Here is a 17,369-nt window from a genome sequence, read left to right as displayed (position 1 = left end):
GAGGCCGCGCGTCACCCGCCGGCGGGTTCCGGCTCCGGCAGCGGCTTCCGCTCCGGATAGAACTCCCGCGGCCGCCCCTTCCTGTCCCGCAGCGCGGCCAGCAGACTGCCCGGGTACTCCACCGTCCAGTAGCTGACCGTCGCCACCAGCAGCCCGGCCGCCACCACCAGTACCACCGCCAGCGGGAAGCCCGCCTGAGAGCGTGGCAGGGCGCCGGTGTCGTACAGGAGCAGCATCAGGGGCTCGTGCCAGATGTACAGGCTGAAGCTGACCAGGCCGACGGCGGTGAGCCAGTCCGTGCGCAACAGCCCGTGCCAGCGCGGGCGTTCGGAGCTGCGGACGTGAAGGGTGCAGTAGAGGAGGGCGAACCAGCAGAGCGCGGCGAGTGGGTGGTAGTACGTGTGCCAGATGTTCTCCGGTTCGGAGTAGTACGACAGCGCGTACAGGCCCGCCGCCGCGGCCGCCGCGAGCGCGCTCGCCCATCGGGCGGTCAGGCGGCCCCGCTCCCCGAGCGCCACCAGCAGCACCGCCAGGCCCATCCCGGCCGCGAAGCCGCCGAAGCGGGCCTGCGGGCCGAAGTACACCGGCCAGTCGGTGTGCGGGACGCCGAGGACGTGGTGGGCCACGGCGATCCACGCCACCGGCGCCAGATACAGCACCGCGCAGCCCGTCGCGCACAGCGTCACCCGGGCGCGGCGCGTGTGCAGGCGGCGGCAGGCCCGGATCGTCAGGGGGCCGACGGCGACCAGGGTGAGGTAGAAGGCGATCTCCAGGGAGAGGGACCAGCTCGGGCCCAGGGTGTAGAAGATGCGCTTGCGGTCGAAGACATGCGTGAACGTGAGGTGTTCGAGCAGGTCGCGCCAGTCGCCGGGGAGCGTAGGGTTGCGCAGCGCCCAGACCAGCAGGACCGCCAGGAGATACAGCGGCAGGATCCTCGTCGCCCGGCGGAACAGGAAGTCCCTGCCCGGCCGGGTCCGGTCCTCGCCGTCGATCGCCGCCCGGGCGTAGGAGAGGGTCAGCAGGTACGCCGACATCACGAAGAACAGGTCGATGACCTCCAGGGAGATCAGCGCCCCCAAGTAGGGGCTGTTCAGCGGCGGATGGGCACCGCCGGTGTCGTAGACGTAGTACTGCTGCCAGACGTGGAAGACGACCGTGCTGAGTGCGGCCAGGCCCCGGTAGCCCTGCAGTTCGAGGGTGCGCGAACGCGCCGGTGCGGGGTTCGTCACTGCTGCCCCACCGCCTTCGCCGCCGCCACCGCACGCGGTGTCACCCGCCAACGGCGGTCCCCCAGCGCCTCCTTGAGATGGGACTGCCGGGCGACCATGTTCTTGAAGTGGGTGTAGAAGACCGTCGAGATCAGCGCGTGCAGCCAGAACCAGCCCCGCCTGCGCCGCAGTTCGGGCTCGGCCAGGCGGCCCGCGAAGGCCGTCTGGACGAGGCCTGCCGAGAGCGTGAAACCGAAGGCGAGCAGGCACACCGGGGTCGCCCAGTGGATCCGGTCCGTGCCGCCGGCTCGCAGGGCCGAGTGGAGGAGGATCGGGAGGATCTGCAGGGACAGCCACGGCTGGATCTCCCGCCAGCCCAACAGGACGGTGAATCCGGTCTTCTGACGGAATGTGAAGGCAGGGTTCCGCAGCGCCTGGCGCAGATGGCGCAGCGACACCTGCAGCCAGCCCTGCGCCCAGCGCGACCGCTGGTTCCACAGCGGCTTGAGCCGTGTGGGCGCCAACTCCCTGGAGATCAGCGTCCGGTCACTGGCGATCCGCGCTCCCTCGGTCAACGCGCGTAGCGTCGAGTCGATGTCCTCCGTCAGCATCGAGCCGTGCATCCGGATACGGGCCAGCAGATCGGTGCGCCAGAAGCCGTTGGACCCGCCGAAGATGCCGAAGCCGTACAGCCGGGACCGGCCGGGATGGCTGACGGCGTAGATCGCCTCGAACTCGGCGGCCACCTGCCGGGCCACCCAGGAGCTGTCGCCGTTGCGGATCACGCAGTGCCCCTGGACGACGTCGTAGCCGTTGGAGAGCCAGTCCCAGGCGTGCCGGAAGGCGTCCGGCGCCGGATGGTGGTCCGCGTCGAAGATGCCGACGAACTCGCCGCGCACCCGCGAGACGGCGGCGTTGACGTTCTGCGCCTTGGAGGTGGAGCCGGGCACCGGCAGCAGCACGAACCGCCGGTCGCGGCGGGCGATCTCGCGCAGGGCGTCCTCGACGGGCAGCGGGTGGGGCGTGTTGTAGGCGAGGACGATCTCCAGGTCGTTCGGGTAGTCGACGCGCAGGAACGACTCCACCGTGTCGACGATCGTCGCCGCCTCGTTCGGCAGATACGCGGCGATGACCGCGCTCGCCGGCGGATACGCCTGGGCCGGCCCGGCGGGCCGGGCGGGCGCGTCGAGCGCGAACAGGCACTCCAGCAGGATCAGCGTCGCCGACAGCACAAGTCCGGCCACCACGACCCAGTACACCGCCGACGCCACGTCCCAGCCGAGCACCTCGTACGCCTGCTCGTACAGCACGAACGGCACGCCCACGCCGACCAGCAGCGCGAGCAGCGGGGACAGCGCCAGCAGCAGCGGGCGTACGACGGCCTTGGCGCGGCGGCGATGGGAGGTCGCCCGCATCCACGGCTCGTAGCGGACCGGCCGCAGGTCGCGGTGGCGCAGCGCCTCGGCCACCGCGTCGGCGGCCTGCTCGACGGCCCGTCCGTCCGCGTCCGCGAGCGGCAGCCAGCCGACCGCGGGAGTCAGCCGTACGTTCTCGTCGGCGACCACGAACCGCGTGCCGGCCACGGTCGTCGCGAAGTCCTTCAGCGCCCGGCGTGCGGTCTCCCCCTCGACGCCGGGCATGAGGACGAGCAGCCGCCCCTCGTCGTCCCAGCCGAGCCGGTCGCAGCCGCTGCCGAGCCGTTCCGCCACGCCCGCGAGCCGTTCGGCGACCTCGCGGCGCACGCGCGCCCCGAAACGTTCCTCCAGCGCGTCCGCCTCGGCGACCGCGACCACCGCGAGGACGCCTGCACGGCGGCCGGGGCTTCCGGGGCGGCGCAGCTCGCGGTCGAGTTCGGCGCGGAAGTGGGGCGCGGAGTACAGGCCGGTGCGCGGGTCCTGGGTCAGCCGGTCGACGGGGACCGGGACGCGGTGGAGCTTGGCGGCGATCCGGGCCGACAGTTCGACCGGGTCGGCGGCCTCGGACAGACAGTCGTCGGCGCCGCTGCGCAGCAGCCGGGCGACACCGGCGGACTCGTGGCCGGCGGTGACCATGACCAGCGGGAGCGCCTGGCCCTGGGGTGCGGTGCGTATCTCCCGTACGACGTCGACGGCCTGGTCCACGCCGTTGCCGTCGAGGGCGACGATCGCGTCCGGCGGGGTCTGCTCGACCCGTCGGCCGATCTCGCCGGGCGTGGCGTGGGTGACCGCGTAGCCGGTGGACTCGAGGGTCCGGGTGAGCCGTTCACGCCTGGGACCGGGGGTGCCGACGGCCAGGACGTGCCGCTGGGGCGGCGCGTTCTCGGTCGCCTCCCCCGTCGGATCCGTCGGAGGGCAGGCCGGAGCGTTCCGGGGTGCGGGTGAGCACCTCAGTTCGGTGTGCATGTATGGGGTCCAATCCTGTTCGGATGTGGGGGGAGGACCTGGTTGTCTGTACGTATGTTGTCCGTACGCATCCGTAGCCTCACCGGACGCTGTGACATCACACATGCAGCCGTGTAACACCTTCATTGCGTTTACGTGCACACGACAAGGAGCTGGCGTGCCCCCTCTGTTCCCGGCCCTGGAGAGCCCGAGCGACCAGGTCGCCCTGCAGTTCGGCGACCGATCCCTGACGTACGCGGAACTCGGCGCCGTGGCGGGCGCGTTGGCGGACCGGATCTCCGGCGCCGGACGGGTCGCCGTCTGGGCCACGCCCGCGCTGGAGACGGCGGTGGCCGTGGTGGCGGCGCTGCGCGCCGGGGTGGCCGCGGTGCCGCTCAACCCGAAGTCGGGCGAGAAGGAGCTCGGCCACATCCTGTCCGACAGCACGCCGTCGCTGGTACTGGCGGCTCCGGGTGACGAACTTCCCCTTCCGCTACGGGACTTGGAGCGCATCGATGTCGCCGCAGCGCCGCCCGGCGGGGGAACCCCCGCCCCCTCCCCCTCCGTCGGTGCCGAGGACCCGGCCCTGATCGTCTACACCTCCGGCACCACCGGCCCGCCCAAGGGCGCCGTCATCCCGCGCCGCGCGATCGCCACCACGCTGGACGCGCTCGCGGACGCCTGGCAGTGGACCGGCGACGACGTACTGGTCCACGCTCTGCCGCTGTTCCATGTGCACGGGCTGGTGCTGGGCATCCTCGGCCCGCTGCGGCGCGGCGGATCCGTCCGCCACCTGGGGCGGTTCGGCACCGAGGGCGTGGCCCGAGAGCTGAACGGCGGCGCGACCATGCTGTTCGGGGTGCCGACGATGTACCACCGGATCGCGCAGGCACTCACCGAGGAACCGGAGTTGGCGAAGGCGCTGGGCCGGGCGCGGCTGCTCGTCTCCGGTTCGGCGGCCCTCCCGGTGCACGACCACGAGCGGATCACGGCGGCGACCGGGCGGCGGGTCATCGAGCGCTACGGCATGACGGAGACGCTCATGAACACGAGCGTGCGGGCGGACGGTGAGGCGCGGGCCGGGACGGTGGGCGTGCCGCTGCCGGGGGTCGAGCTCCGGCTGATGGAGGAGGACGGGTCGCCGATCACGTCGTACGACTCCGAGACCGTGGGCGAGATCCAGGTGCGCGGCCCGAACCTGTTCACCGGCTACCTCAACCGCCCCGACGCGACGGAGGCCGCCTTCACGACCGACGGGTGGTTCCGCACCGGGGACATGGCGGTGCGGGATCCCGACGGTTACGTCCGGATCGTCGGCCGCAAGGCCACCGACCTGATCAAGAGCGGGGGTTACAAGATCGGGGCGGGCGAGATCGAGAACGCGCTGCTGGAACATCCGGGGGTGCGGGAGGCGGCGGTGACCGGGGAGCCGGACGAGGACCTGGGCGAGCGGATCGTGGCGTGGGTGGTTCCGGCGGACCCCCAATCACCGCCCACCGCCGAGGAGTTGGCCGACCACGTGGCCGCCCGCCTGGCCCCGCACAAGCGCCCCCGCGTCGTCCACTACCTCTCCGCCCTCCCCCGCAACGACATGGGGAAGATCATGAAGCGGGCCCTGAACCGTGACTGAACGCCTCTCCGCCCGCGAGATCCTGGCCCTGCTGACCGACCCCTCGACCTTCACCGAACTCCCCTCCCCCACAAGGGAGTCCGCGCCCGACGGCCCGCTCGGCTGGCAGGGTTACGACGCCTCGCGCGCCCGGGCCGCCGAGCGCACCGGCGAGTCGGAGTCCGTCGTGTGCGGCACGGCTCGGGTCGCGGGCACGCAAGCGGTGCTGATCGCCTTCGAGTTCGGCTTCCTCGGCGGCTCACTCGGCGAACGCACCGGCGACCGGCTGGAGGCGGCGTACACCTACGCCCGCACCCACCGCCTCCCGGTCGTCCCGCTGGTCGCCACGGGCGGCAGCCGTATGCAGGAGGGCATGCTCGCCCTGACCCAACTCCAGCGCGTGGCCCGCCAGTCGGCACTGACCCGGGAGGCCGGCCTCCCCCAGATCGCCGTCCTCCGCGACCCGACAACCGGCGGCGGCTGGGCCACCCTGGGCGCAGGCGCCGACGTGATCCTCGCGCTACCGGGGGTCCAGGTGGGCTTCGCGGGTTCGCGGGTCCGTCCGGCGGACGCGGACCCGACCGCGTACACGGCGGAGGCGCAGGTGGCGGCGGGGGCGGCGGACGCGGTGGTGCCCATGACGGAGCTGCGGGAGACGCTGGGGCGATGGCTACGGCTACTCACTGCCGCAGCTGCGGGCAGTCGTGCCGCTGGGGCGGCTCCCGACCCAAAGAGAGCGGCACCCGGCCAGCGCGGGCAAGCGCCCCTTCCCCCGAGCCCTGACGCCGGTCAGCCCGCACCCGTCCCCGCCGCCCTCGGTACCGTCACTCCCTCCACCACCGGCTGGGACGCAGTCCAACGCGCCCGCTCCCCCCAACGCCCCCGAGCCCACGCCTACTTGGACGACTACTTCACCCACCGCGTCGCGATCAGCGGCGACCGCTGCGGTGGCACCGACACAACCGGCATCCTCTGCGGCTTCGGCGACCACGAGGGCCGTACCGTCGCCTACGCCGCCCAGACCGGCACCCCCACCCGCCCGGCGGGCTACCGCACAGCCACCCGCCTGGTACGCCTCGCCGACCGCCTCGGCATCCCGATACTGACGCTGGTCGACACCCCCGGCGCCGCCAACGACGCAGACGCGGAGCGCCAAGGCGCGGGAGCCGCGATCGCGGAACTGTTCGGCGCGGTGGCCGCCGCCCGCACCCCGGTCACCACCCTGGTCATCGGCGAGGGCGGCTCCGGCGGCGCCCTCGCACTGGCCGCGGCCGGCAACACCTGGGCCACGCCGGACAGTTACTTCTCCGTCATCGCACCCGAGCTGGCCGCGGCCATCCTCAAGCGAGGGCCCGACCAGGTCGAGGCGACGGCCGACCAACTCCGTATCCGCCCCCAGGACTTGGTGGAGCTGGGGGTGATCCGAGGCATCGTCCGGGCCGTGGACCACCCCCGCCCCTGACTACCTCACCCCCACCGCCCTGATCACCTCCTGCGACACCGACCCACCCCGGTCGTCGCTCGCCGAGGCCCGCAGAGAGATGTAGGAGGCGCCGCGCGGCACGTCCAGCGTGCCGACGCCGCCGGTCAGTCGCACCGCCCGCCACGACGTGCCGTCGTCGTACGACACCTCGAGCCTGCGGCCGCCGATGGTCCCGGTGTCCGGCGCCCCCTGCACATACTCCGCGCCGATCCCCACGGGCACCCGCGCCCCGCCCCGCACCTCGCCCGCGAGGTCGGTGTCGATGTCGAAGGAGAGGTTGATCAGCGGCAGAAAGGTCCACCGGTCGTCGGGCGTGGCCGCCGACCTGAAGGTCCACTCGGCGTGCCCCTTGGTGGCCGGCTGCCAGCGCCCGGCGTCGAGCGCGGTGTCGGTGACGACCTTGTACGTGTGCTCGTCGGCGGGCGCGTCCCACGCGTACGCCCCGGAGCCCGTACGCCGATCGACCAACTCCCCGTCCAGATGGACCTCCGTGGTCTGCGTCATCCCGCTCTCGTCGCTCCACACGTCCCCGAACCCGGTGTGGTCGGGCCCTGAGTCGCCCCAGCCGGGCGTGTTGAACTGCAGCTGGTTCCCGGACCGTTGCTGCCCCCAGCCGAGCCCGGTTCCGAGCCATGGATGCCAGACCGGCCGGAACCAGTCCAGCTCCCGGTGCGAGCCACCCGAGTACCGCACAAGCCCACTCCGCTCCTCCAACGCCCCGTTCCCGGCCGTCACGGACTCGTGCCACAACTGCCCCGCCCCGGTCGACACGTAGTCCGTCCGCTCGGCCGGGTAGTCGATCCGCTCGAGGAAGCCGATCCCGACGGGGAAGGAGTCGGTGATCGAGTACCGGAACTCGCCGCCCCCGCTCACCGCCTTCGCCGCATGGAACTTCGTGTCCAGTACGGCGAGTTCACGCACCCCCGGCTCATACGTCAGATCCCCCCGCGGGATCGCCCCCCGATGCCCCTCCGAAAGGTCGTACACATACGGCGAGTTGCGCGTACCCGTCATGTCGACGCGCCCCGCCGCCCGCAACCGCGCCGCGTCGGCTGCGTTCACCGTGGCGATCTGCAGCGGCCGGTCGCTGTTGTCGTCGTTCCCCCACCAGGCGTTGAGCCGCCCGGCGGCATCGTCGGTCACGAACAGCGCCTTCGCACCGGCGTCCTGCGCGGCCTGCGCGAGTGCGAGCGGATCGGCCCCGTCGGCGAGGTGCGCGAGCACCGCCTTGCCCCGCACACCGGTGAGCGGCCCGTCCCCCACGTCCACGAGCTGCAGCCTGCTGCGCCCCTCGATCAGCGTGCCGCCCGGCTGGACGACCGCCTCGCGGACGCCCCCGACCTCCAGCAGCGGCTTCGCGAGCCGCCACACGGTCCGGTACTCGAAGCCGCCCTGCGCGACCTTCGCCGTGGGCGCCGCGAAGATGCTGTCGTACTTCACCGGCACCTGCACGGCCCCGAACAGATCGGAGCCGTTCGCGTTGCGGTCGTACTCCATGAGCAGCTGCCGGGTCTCGGTACGCCGATCCACCTCGGCCCTGATCTCCCTCAACTGCCTTCCGTCAAGGGTGACTTCGCGGTCCCGGTCGAGCATGATCTCCGGCGCGGCGAGGAAGCCGAGCCCCAGCGAGTCGGCGCCGTGGCTGCCGTGCACGTCGAGGAAGGAGGTGAGGCTGTACGCCCCCGGCTGCAACCGCAGCTTCAGCGTGCCGGAGTCACCGACGTGTGCCGGGTACGGATCCGAGCCCCCAGCGAGCCTCTGCACGACGAGATCGGCGGCGGTCGCGCCCCCGTCCCGGTCCTTCACACGGACGGTGAGGGTGTACCGCTCCTCCTCCTTGACCAGCCCGAACACGGTGTGCGCGAGGGGCGTCCCACTCTCGTCGGAGGCCACGATCTGCCCGCTGGTGTTCCCCACCGCGGCCTTGGAGCCGTCCCCGGTCACGGTCGTCGACGCGGTACCGTGCGCGGGCACGGTGAGAGTTCGCTCGGCGAGCGTGGCGACCCCGTCCGGGGCGCCCTGCACCGACAGACTCAACTCCACGGCCCTGTCCGAGGAGTTGGAGTAGGTGACGGTCTTGGTGACCGGCTTGTTGGCATCGTAGGGCCAGCTGTAGAAACCGAGATCGGCGCTCCCGGTGGCGGTGACGGCCGCCCCGACCGCACCGGGCACGCTCACCCGCCCCGCTCCCAACTCGTAAGCGCTGGTGTCGAGTTGCGAGGACGAGGACATCAACGCGTCCTTGAGCCGAGCTCCGGTCCAGTCGGGGTGCTCCTCGGCGAGCAGGGCGGCCACGCCCGCGACATGGGGTGTCGCCATCGACGTACCGCTCATGGAGGTGTAGTAGCCACTGCCGCCCGTGAGCTGGGAACGGGCGGCGAGGATGTCGACGCCGGGTGCGGAGAGGTCGGGCTTGAGGGCGTTGTCGCCGTACCTGGGACCCGCGCTGGTGAAGTAGGCGGCCAGGTCCTCCGCGTCGACGGCACCGATGGTGAGCGCGGCGTCGGCGGCGCCGGGTGAGCCGATGGAGGAGGGGGCGCCGGTGTTGCCCGCGGCGACGACGAAGAGGGCGCCGGTCTCCTTGGAGAGGGTGTCGACGGCCTGGGCCATGGGATCGGTGCCGTCGCTGGGCTCGGTGGACCCCAGGCTCATCGACACGACCTTGGCGTGCACGTCCCGCGCGGCCCACTCCATGCCGGCGATGATCTGCGACTCGCTCCCCGAGCCCTGGTCGCTGAGCACCTTGCCGACGGCGAGCGTGGCCCCCGGGGCGACGCCCTTCTCCCTGCCGTCGGATGCGGCCCCGCTGCCCCCGACGGTCGAGGCGACGTGCGTACCGTGCCCGTTGCGGTCGGCGACGTCCTCGCCGTCGATGAAGCTCCTGCTGACGGACACCCGCCCGGCCAGATCGGGGTGCGAGGCGTCGACTCCCGTGTCCAGTACGGCGACCGTCACCCCCTTGCCGGTCAGCCCGGTGTCCCAAGCGGCCGACGTCCCGATCTGCGCGTTGCTCGCGGCCATGTCGGCCCTGACCCGCCCGTCGAGCCAGACACCCTTGACGCCGTCCGCCCGTGTGAACCCCCGCCAGAACCCACGCCCCTTGTCCGCCTCGACGGCGACCCCGCGCACACTGCCGAGCGTCCTCGTCCGCTCGGCGGCCCGCGGCGTGACGGCACGCGCCCCCTTCTCGTACGTGACGATGAGCGGCAGCTCGCCGGTCTGCCGGTCGGTGAGCCCCTGCCGTATCAACTCGCTTACATCGAACAGTCGTTGATCGAGGGTTCCCGCCCGCAGATACGGCAGCGCCTCGTCCGGTACGACGGTGACCTCACCGTCGGCGGTCTGCGTCCGCACGGCCCCCGTGGCCCCCCGCGGCCGCTCGACGGCGACCGTCTTCTTCCCGTGCCCGAGATCGGCGACGGTCACCTTGTCGCCGGTGACGAGGGTGACGGTGTGGGTGGGTGCGGCCGTGCGGGTCGGGGTGGCGGACCGGGCGACCGCTTGTGCTGTCACGTGCGCCGCCGGCAACAACGCCAGCACGAGCCCGGCCGACAGAACCATCGCCCCACGTCTGACAGGTCCTCTGCTCATCCACGCCTCTCTTCGTCGAGCGCCGTCGAGTGCTGCGAAGAGTGTCGGGGGGCGTGTGGGGCAGGGGAGTTGAACGGGAGGTGGCGGGTTGGCGCAGTGGCGGGTTCCCGCCAGACATCCGCACCGCATACACCCTCATGCGGGATTTACCGGTATCCACTACGGACACAAGGGGCAAAAACCCCCATTCAGCGGCACCCCACCCGGCCCCCTCCAAGCGGCGCCCGCACCCTCGCCCCCGCACGATGCCAGAGAGAGGCCCGCCACCCGGCGGCCCAGGCCCCATGGAACGAACGAGGCCCGCCGCCCCACAGGCGGCTCCGCTTCTGCGCTCTCGGGAGGATCTGCATGACCGCAAGTCTGGAGCAGCTTCGCCGCTGCCATTTCGCCGTCGACCTGGGGGCGGCCCGGACCCGCGTCTATGTCAGGGGCGCCGGCCTCGTCGTCGACCAGCCGTCCGTGGCCGCAGTGAACACCCGTACCGGCGCCCTGATCGCCGTGGGCGAGTTCGCGGAGAAGATGCAGGGCCGCACCCCCGACTACATCCGTGTCGTCCGCCCGATCTCCGGCGGTACCGTCGTCGACATCGAGATGGCCCAGCGCATGCTCCGGCAGCTGCTCGGCGACCGGATCCGCCGCTCCCTGCGCCGCAAGCCCTTCCTGCGGGCCGCGGCCTGCACCCCGCACGACTCCGACCCGCTGGCCACGCGCGCAACCATCGAGACGCTGGTCGGGCTCGGTGCGCGGCGCGTGGAGCTCGTCGACACGCTGATCGCCGCCGCCGTGGGGTGCGGGCTGCCCGTCGAGCAGCCCGAGGCCACCATGGTCATGGTGTGCGGGTCCGCGGCCACCCAGGTGGCCGTCCTCTCCCTGGGCTCGATCGTCACCGCCGAGCGCATTCCCGTGGGCGGCGAGGCCGTCGACCATGCGATCGTCCAACACCTGCGCCACCAGCACGAGTTGATGCTCCCCAGCCAGTCCGTACGACCGCTGCAGCTCGCCCTGTCCGGCAACGGGCTCACCAGGCAGGGGCCCAAGTCGACGGAGATCCACGGGCGGGACGTCGTCACCGGCCGCGCGCGTTCCGTGCAGGTCGACACCGCCGCCGTGCGCGATGCGATCGAGACCCCGCTGACCGCCGTGCTCGACGGCATCGGCAGGGTGCTCAGGGACTGCCCGCCCGACCTGGTGGCCGATCTGGCCGACCGCGGGATCATGATGGTCGGCGGCAGCGCGCTGCTGCCCGGCCTCGACCAGATGCTGCGGCACGCCACCCACATGCCCGTGCACATCGCCGAACGGCCGGACGTGTGCGCCGTACAGGGCCTCGGCCACATGCTGGAGGGCAAGATCGAGCCGCTGGCACTCGGCGCGCCCGCCACCTGACGCACAGCCCGGCAGCCCGTCGTCATCCCTTCAACGCGGCGATGTCTCGGGCCAGTTGCCCTGCCAGCCGTCCCGCCTCCGCCGTGTCCTTGCGGTCGGCCGCGTCCCGGGCCTTCTTCAAGTCGGCGGTGATCACGGCCGACTTGGCGGTGTCGGTGCCCGTCAGCCGCTGCCGGACGAGTTCGAGACCGGTGACGTCCCCGGCGACCGAGCCCTCGTCCCCGGCGCCCGCGTCGATCCCCAACTGCCGTGCCCACATGCCGAGTCGCTCCCGGTCGACCGTCTTGACCGACTCGTACCGAAGCCGCAGATCCGTCGTGTTCTGCTCGACCCGCAGCGCCGCCGCACGGTCCCGCGGCGCCTTCTGCCAGGCGTCCAGGTCCCGCGTCATCTGCCGCTCCAGCAGCGCCGGTACGGCATCGGAGGCGCGGTAGGCGTCCCAGGCCCCGCGCACCGCGCGGACCGTGGCCGGCGTCGGATCGGCGTGGGCCGTACGGACCGCCGTGGTGAGCGCGCCGAGCCCGGCCGGCACCGGCGCCCGCCTGGCGTCCGTCGGCACGGCGAGCGACACCGCCTCGAGGTCGCCGCTCGCGGAGCCCGTGGAGAACTCCCCGTACCCGGGGGCGAAGATCTTGTCCTCGGTCGAGCCGTCCATGTGCAGCTCGTGCACGGTGATCGCGCCCTGGATCCTCCCGTACGGCCCCTCGACGCCCTGTCCGACGGCCCGGACCGTGACCTGCTCGAAGACGACGCCGGGGAGGTTCTCGGTGCGGTAGACGTCGCCCTTGCGCGGGTGCGCGGGCATGATCATCGCGCCGGGGGCCTTGTCGCGACCCGCCTGCCAGGTGCCCTCGGTGTCGGCGACGACTCCGTTGTCGTAGTTGAAGACGTCCTCGCCGAGGTACCAGACCGAGCCGTCGTCGGCCTGGGCGTACCAGTCGTCGGCGACCTCGTGGATCCGTCCGCCGGAGAAGGCGACGTACTGCGAGGTCACCGCGTGGATCGTGCGGCCGCCCCAGGTGATGGTCTTGGTGCCGGGGAGGAGGGTGACCTCGGTGCGGAAGGGTTTGCCGGACTCCTGGCCGCCGTAGATGGTCTGGGTGACCTGGGAGGTGGGGTGCGTCGGGTTGGTGATCGGGGTCGGGTGGGTGAAGTGCGGTGCGGCGAGGTCGACGCGGGCGCTGTCGGGGGCGAGCGGCAGACAGGCGGATCCGGTACGTCCGCTGGTCTCGTCGACGACGTGGATGCACGTGCTCTTCTTCGCGTTCGTGTCGCTGTTCGCGTTCCCGGAGCAGGCGCCGGCCAGCAGGACGGCGGCTCCCAGTGCGGGCAGCAGGGCCTTGTGTCGCATGGCGGCCTCCTCGGCGTCCCCACGTCCTTCGACGTGCTGCACCGAGCGTGCCTCGCGCCCGCTGAACAGACCCTGAACGAAGCTGACGGAGCGTTCAGTTCCGCTTGCCCCGCCGCCCCATGTCCCGCCCGCTCACTCCCCCGACGGCAACGTCGCCACGAACCGCGCTCCGTCCTCCACCAGCACCCTCCCGCCGTGCGCCGCCGCCACCTCGGCGACGATCGCAAGACCGAGCCCCGCGCCGCCCGCGTCTCGCGAACGGGACTCGTCGAGCCGTACGAAGCGCTCGAAGACCCGGCGCCGGTCGGCTTCCGGAATCCCCGGGCCGTCGTCCTCGACGACCAGCCGCACCCGCCCGTCCCCCGTGTCCGCCAGCGCGAACGTCACGCGCGTGCGGGCGTACCGGGCGGCGTTCTCGCCGAGGTTGCGCACGAGCCGTCGTAGCGCCTCCTGGTCGCCGGAGACCCGGGCGGCGCCCACCGCCGTGCCGTCGATGCGCAGGCCCGGCGCCGCCGAGCGCAGCCGCCGTACCTCCTCCAGGACCAGGTCGTCGAGGTCCACGGGCCGGCGCCGGCGTGCGGCGGCCGGACCGCCCTCGTCGGCGCGGGCGAGCAGCAGCAGGTCGTCGACGAGGCGCTGCATGCGTACGGCCTCGTCGTAGACCGTGTCCGCCAGGGCCCGGGCGTCGGCGCGCTCGGGGTCGGCGAGGGCGACCTCGGCGTGCTGGCGGACGGTGGCGACGGGTGAGCGCAGCTCGTGCGAGGCGTCGGAGACGAAGCGGCGCTGGGCCGCCTCGGCGCGGGCCACGCGCCGCAGGGCCAGGCCGACGGCGGCCCAGGTCGCGGCGGCCGCGAGCACCAGCAGCACGGGCAGGCCGATGAGCAGCAGCCGGGTGACCGTCCTGGCGGCCTCGGCGGCCCCGGCGGGCGTACGGCCGTCGAGGACGACCAGCTTGCGGTCGCCGTCCCGGGCGCCGACGGCGGCCACGAGGAAACGGTCCTCGTCGAGAGGGGTCTTCACGGAGGCGCGCTGCCCCGGCTTCAGCCTCGCCAGCGCCGGCAGCCCCTCCACATTGCTGCTGGCGGCTACGACCTTGCCCGCCGAGTCCACGACCTGCAGGAACTCCTCGTCGGGGTCGGCCACGGTCGGTGCGGGCACCCCGCGCCCCGCCTCGATCACCCGGGCCACCTCATGCGCCCGGGCGCGCGCCGCGTCCCGTACGTCATTGCCGAGCTCGGTGCGCAGCCCGAGCACGAGGGCCGTGCCGCCCGCCACCAGTGCCACCGCGACGGCCAGCACGGCGATGAGCGTGGCCCGCACCCGCACGGCCCGCAGACGGCGTCGCCCGCGCCGCTCACCCGTCATCGGGCACCAGCCGATACCCGTGCCCCCGCACCGTCAGCAGCGACCGCCGGCCGAAGGGCCGGTCGACCTTGTTGCGCAGCCGCCGTACATACACCTCGACGATGTTCGGATCGCCCTCGAAGTCGTCGCCCCACACGTGGTCGAGGATGGTCCGCTTGGACACCGCCTCGCCGGCCCGGCGCAGCAGGAACTCCAGCAGCGCCAGCTCCCGCGCGGTGACCTCGACGTCCCGTCCGGCCCGGGTGACGGTGCGGGTCGCGGGGTCGAGGCGGAGATCACCGGCGGCGAGCACGGCGGGCCGCTCGCGGGCGTCGCGCCGCAGCAGCGCCCGCAGCCGGGCGAGCAGGACGCCGTAGGAGACCGGCTTGGTCAGGTAGTCGTCGGCGCCGGTGTCGAGGCCCTCGATCTCGTCCCACTCGCCCTCCTTGGCGGTGAGCATGAGGATCGGCGTCCAGTCGCCCTCGCCGCGCAGCGCCCGGCAGACCCGGTAGCCGTTGAGGCGCGGCAGCATGATGTCGAGGACGATCGCGTCGTAGGCGTTCTCACGGGCCAGCCACAGCCCGTCCACCCCGTCGGGCGCCACGTCGACGGCGAAGCCCTCGGCCTCGAGCCCGTCCCTGAGCCCGGCCGCGAACCGCGCCTCGTCCTCGACGACCAGCACGCGCATGAACTCACGCTACGACGGTCATCGCGCCCAGGGCCTGTCTTTCGACGCCGAGCTGATCCGAAAGACAGGCCCTCAGCCCCACGATCAGCGGGCGAACCAGCAACGCACGGTCGTGCCGCCGAGTCCGGTGTGCACGCGGACGAGGTCGGAGACCAGGTTGACCACGAGCAGGCCGCGGCCGCCGCGCTGGTCGCGGGAGGCGGGCCGGCGGCCGGCCAGCGGGTCGGTGAGGCGGCCCTTGTCCCGCACCTCGCACAGCACGTGCCCGTTCTCGGCCCACACCCGCAGGGCGCCCGAACCGCCGCCGTGCACCACGCTGTTGGTGGTCAGCTCGGCGGTGACCAGCGCCAGGTCCTCGGCGCGGGCGGGCGCGAGACCGAGCCGTACGGCCTCGTCGGTGGCCAGGTGACGGGTCACTGCGAGGGAGCAGGCGTCGAAGCGGAAGGCCATCGCGTCCGGCACGGGCGGCAGCGGTTCGTTGTAGCGGGCGACGACGTCCGAGGGGGCGTAGGCGCCGCTGTTCCGCTCCTGCCAAGAGCCGCCCTGGACGACGGTGGGGTGGGTGGCGTGGGCGTCGGCGATGGCCCGCGGGTCGAGGCTCGCGAGGTCGTACGGGCACAGGATGGTCGCCGTACGGCCCTGGAAGGCGGCGTTGATCAGCGCCTCGTGCTGGACGCAGGCCGGGTACTCGGTGGGGCTGCGGCCGGCCCAGATCGGCTCGCCGATGATGCGCACGCGCGTGCCGGGCGCCTGGGCGTCGGCGAAGGCGCGCAGCACGCCGGGGATGATCCGGCCGGGGTTGCGCCCGGCCTCCCGCATGTCCAGGAACCGCACGGCCCCGGCGGCGCCGCCGAGCGCGTCCCGGATCAGCCGGAGGTTCTCCGCGGGCACGGCCACCGCGGCGGGTTCGCCGGCCTCGAGGCCTTCCAGGACGAAGGGGACGGTGCCCGCGAGGTACTCCTCCTCATCGGCGTAGAACAGCGCGGGGTGGACGAAGGGATCCTCGGCGAAGGGCGTGAAGGGGTCGGTCGTGGCGCTCATCCTCCTGCCCTCCTCCAGCGGGTTTCTTCCCTCTTGTACCGGCTTCCCCCACCGGTTTCTTCTACTTCCAGGACGTGTGCCCCCGTACCCCCGACAGGAACCGGTCATTCCCCCGGCCCGCGTGTACTCCGCGGTGCTCAGGGCAGGCGCATGGTCAGCACCGCCGGGCCCCCGCGGAGCACGGCCCACGACTCTCCGCGCCGGACCCGACGGCACCAGGTGACTCAACGTCGTGACGACTGTCGGGAGCAGTGAGGCGCAGACCATGACCTCAGGGGCACACACACCTCTCGCGGGGCGGCTGAACGCCCTGACCATCGACAGCCGCGTGGACGCCGAACGAGCGGTCCTCATCCCCCGCGGAGAGCTCGTCCACGGCTGTGCGGACATGCTGGCCAGGACGCTGGCCGAGCTGCCGGACGGTACCGGCCGGGTCGACCTGGACATGGGCCGGGTCGTCTTCATGGACACGGCGGGACTGCAGTTCCTGGACCTTCTCGACAGCTACGGCCACCGCCACCGCATCCCGGTGCGGGCCACGCACTGGAACGGCCAGCCGCGCCGCATCCTGGAACTCGCCGGCCTCGACACCACCGACCCCCTGGACCGCACGGCCCACGCCTCCGATGCGGAGCCCGGCCCGCCCTCGGCCTCCGCGGTGGCCCTGGAGCGTGCGGAGCAGCTGGACGTACTGCGCGAGGAGGTCGAGCAGCTCCGTCAGGCGATCGCCTCCCGCCCGGTCATCGACCAGGCGCGCGGTGTGCTGATGGCCACCCACTCCTGCACCTCGGACGAGGCGTGGAACATCCTGCGGGAGGCCTCACAACGCTCCAACATCAAGCTGCACACGGTCGCCGCGGCGGTCACGGCCGGCACCGAGACCGCCGGCCCGGCCCCGCCCGAGGAACTGCGCCGGGCACTGCGTACGGCGATCACACGCTGCCTGGCTGAGAGCTCGCGCAGCGGATCAGTACGGCAGGATCCGTCCCGACGGCGTCCTGCGGTCGATGGTGGTGTCGCGGGGGGCCGACGGCCGGCGGGTGACGCGGACGCGGATCTGGCGGTTCATGACGCCCTCCTCGGGTCTCGGACCTGCTCCGGCTGACGTGAACCAGCCTGGTCCGCGCGCCCTTTCGGCACATCGTGCCCACGGAGGCACTTGTCATGCCTCCGCAGCATGAGCCGACGCATACGTCGCTACTCCCCGGGGAGGACACCGACCCTGACGACTCGGTCACCGCGGTCTCCCGGGCCGCGCCGTAATCCCGTACGGAAGCAGGAAATTGGGCGGGTGAGCTCCGGTAGGGT

The 17,369-nt window shown here is 72.7% G+C and carries 11 protein-coding genes; 4 read left to right on the top strand and 7 right to left on the bottom strand.

Translation table 11 applies throughout. From position 1 onward, the window contains the following. Positions 1 to 11 precede the first annotated feature (11 nt). Entirely contained in the window at positions 12 to 1,229 is a 1,218-nt protein-coding gene (locus ACFY1L_RS12910; protein WP_388822446.1) for an acyltransferase family protein, read from the bottom strand. After that, positions 1,226 to 3,589 (bottom strand): glycosyltransferase, encoded by a 2,364-nt coding sequence (locus ACFY1L_RS12905; protein ID WP_388822443.1) that lies wholly within the window; start codon positions 3,587 to 3,589, stop codon positions 1,226 to 1,228. Before ACFY1L_RS12905 ends, ACFY1L_RS12910 begins: the two co-directional genes overlap by 4 nt. A gap of 157 nt (positions 3,590 to 3,746) precedes the next feature. On the opposite strand from ACFY1L_RS12905, the gene ACFY1L_RS12900 reads away from it, so the two are divergent. Further along, positions 3,747 to 5,198 (top strand): acyl-CoA synthetase, encoded by a 1,452-nt coding sequence (locus ACFY1L_RS12900; RefSeq protein WP_388822440.1) that lies wholly within the window; start codon positions 3,747 to 3,749, stop codon positions 5,196 to 5,198. Beyond that, positions 5,191 to 6,639 carry a carboxyl transferase domain-containing protein gene (locus tag ACFY1L_RS12895; RefSeq protein WP_388822437.1) on the top strand — a complete coding sequence of 483 codons (1,449 nt, stop codon included), beginning with the start codon at positions 5,191 to 5,193 and terminating at the stop codon, positions 6,637 to 6,639. The genes ACFY1L_RS12900 and ACFY1L_RS12895 overlap by 8 nt, the downstream gene beginning before the upstream one ends. Here ACFY1L_RS12895 and ACFY1L_RS12890 read toward each other — a convergent pair whose 3' ends face one another. Then, positions 6,640 to 10,251 carry a S8 family serine peptidase gene (locus ACFY1L_RS12890; protein WP_388822434.1) on the bottom strand — a complete coding sequence of 1,204 codons (3,612 nt, stop codon included), beginning with the start codon at positions 10,249 to 10,251 and terminating at the stop codon, positions 6,640 to 6,642. It lies immediately after the preceding gene. 348 nt (positions 10,252 to 10,599) lie between these two features. Between ACFY1L_RS12890 and ACFY1L_RS12885 the strand changes: the two genes are divergently transcribed. Beyond that, entirely contained in the window at positions 10,600 to 11,637 is a 1,038-nt protein-coding gene (locus tag ACFY1L_RS12885; RefSeq protein WP_388822432.1) for a rod shape-determining protein, read from the top strand. 22 nt (positions 11,638 to 11,659) lie between these two features. Here the strand turns inward: ACFY1L_RS12885 and ACFY1L_RS12880 are convergent, their stop codons facing one another. The 4 genes from ACFY1L_RS12880 to ACFY1L_RS12865 all read right to left on the bottom strand — a co-directional run bounded on the left by ACFY1L_RS12880 (position 11,660) and on the right by ACFY1L_RS12865 (position 16,061). After that, on the bottom strand, positions 11,660 to 12,988 hold the full coding sequence (locus ACFY1L_RS12880; protein WP_388822429.1) for a hypothetical protein: 1,329 nt from the start codon (positions 12,986 to 12,988) through the stop codon (positions 11,660 to 11,662). Between the two features lie 132 nt (positions 12,989 to 13,120). Beyond that, positions 13,121 to 14,353, bottom strand: a complete 1,233-nt coding sequence (locus tag ACFY1L_RS12875; RefSeq protein WP_388822427.1) for a sensor histidine kinase — start codon at positions 14,351 to 14,353, stop codon at positions 13,121 to 13,123. Next, on the bottom strand, positions 14,343 to 15,020 hold the full coding sequence (locus ACFY1L_RS12870; RefSeq protein ID WP_388822424.1) for a response regulator transcription factor: 678 nt from the start codon (positions 15,018 to 15,020) through the stop codon (positions 14,343 to 14,345). Before ACFY1L_RS12870 ends, ACFY1L_RS12875 begins: the two co-directional genes overlap by 11 nt. An 84-nt stretch (positions 15,021 to 15,104) precedes the next feature. Beyond that, positions 15,105 to 16,061, bottom strand: coding sequence for an anti-sigma factor RsbA family regulatory protein (locus ACFY1L_RS12865; protein ID WP_388822421.1), 957 nt, complete (start codon positions 16,059 to 16,061; stop codon positions 15,105 to 15,107). 265 nt (positions 16,062 to 16,326) lie between these two features. Here ACFY1L_RS12865 and ACFY1L_RS12860 point away from each other — a divergent pair, with 265 nt between their 5' ends. Beyond that, on the top strand, positions 16,327 to 17,166 hold the full coding sequence (locus ACFY1L_RS12860) for an ANTAR domain-containing protein (protein ID WP_388822419.1): 840 nt from the start codon (positions 16,327 to 16,329) through the stop codon (positions 17,164 to 17,166). The last annotated feature ends 203 nt before the right edge of the window (positions 17,167 to 17,369 follow it).

Origin of the sequence: Streptomyces sp. NPDC001663, from assembly GCF_042893105.1 — a bacterium.
Lineage (GTDB): Bacteria > Actinomycetota > Actinomycetes > Streptomycetales > Streptomycetaceae > Streptomyces.
Note: the sequence above shows the minus strand (reverse complement) of the source record. Positions and strands in the feature narration are given on the sequence as shown.

What these genes read in the sequence shown, in the direction of transcription:
- ACFY1L_RS12905 (WP_388822443.1), bottom strand. Translation starts at nt 3,589, where the DNA reads ATGCACACCGAACTGAGGTGCTCACCCGCACCCCGGAACGCTCCGGCC.
- ACFY1L_RS12860 (WP_388822419.1), top strand. Translation starts at nt 16,327, where the DNA reads ATGACCTCAGGGGCACACACACCTCTCGCGGGGCGGCTGAACGCCCTG.
- ACFY1L_RS12885 (WP_388822432.1), top strand. Translation starts at nt 10,600, where the DNA reads ATGACCGCAAGTCTGGAGCAGCTTCGCCGCTGCCATTTCGCCGTCGAC.
- ACFY1L_RS12875 (WP_388822427.1), bottom strand. Translation starts at nt 14,353, where the DNA reads ATGACGGGTGAGCGGCGCGGGCGACGCCGTCTGCGGGCCGTGCGGGTG.
- ACFY1L_RS12880 (WP_388822429.1), bottom strand. Translation starts at nt 12,988, where the DNA reads ATGCGACACAAGGCCCTGCTGCCCGCACTGGGAGCCGCCGTCCTGCTG.
- ACFY1L_RS12865 (WP_388822421.1), bottom strand. Translation starts at nt 16,061, where the DNA reads ATGAGCGCCACGACCGACCCCTTCACGCCCTTCGCCGAGGATCCCTTC.
- ACFY1L_RS12890 (WP_388822434.1), bottom strand. Translation starts at nt 10,251, where the DNA reads ATGAGCAGAGGACCTGTCAGACGTGGGGCGATGGTTCTGTCGGCCGGG.
- ACFY1L_RS12870 (WP_388822424.1), bottom strand. Translation starts at nt 15,020, where the DNA reads ATGCGCGTGCTGGTCGTCGAGGACGAGGCGCGGTTCGCGGCCGGGCTC.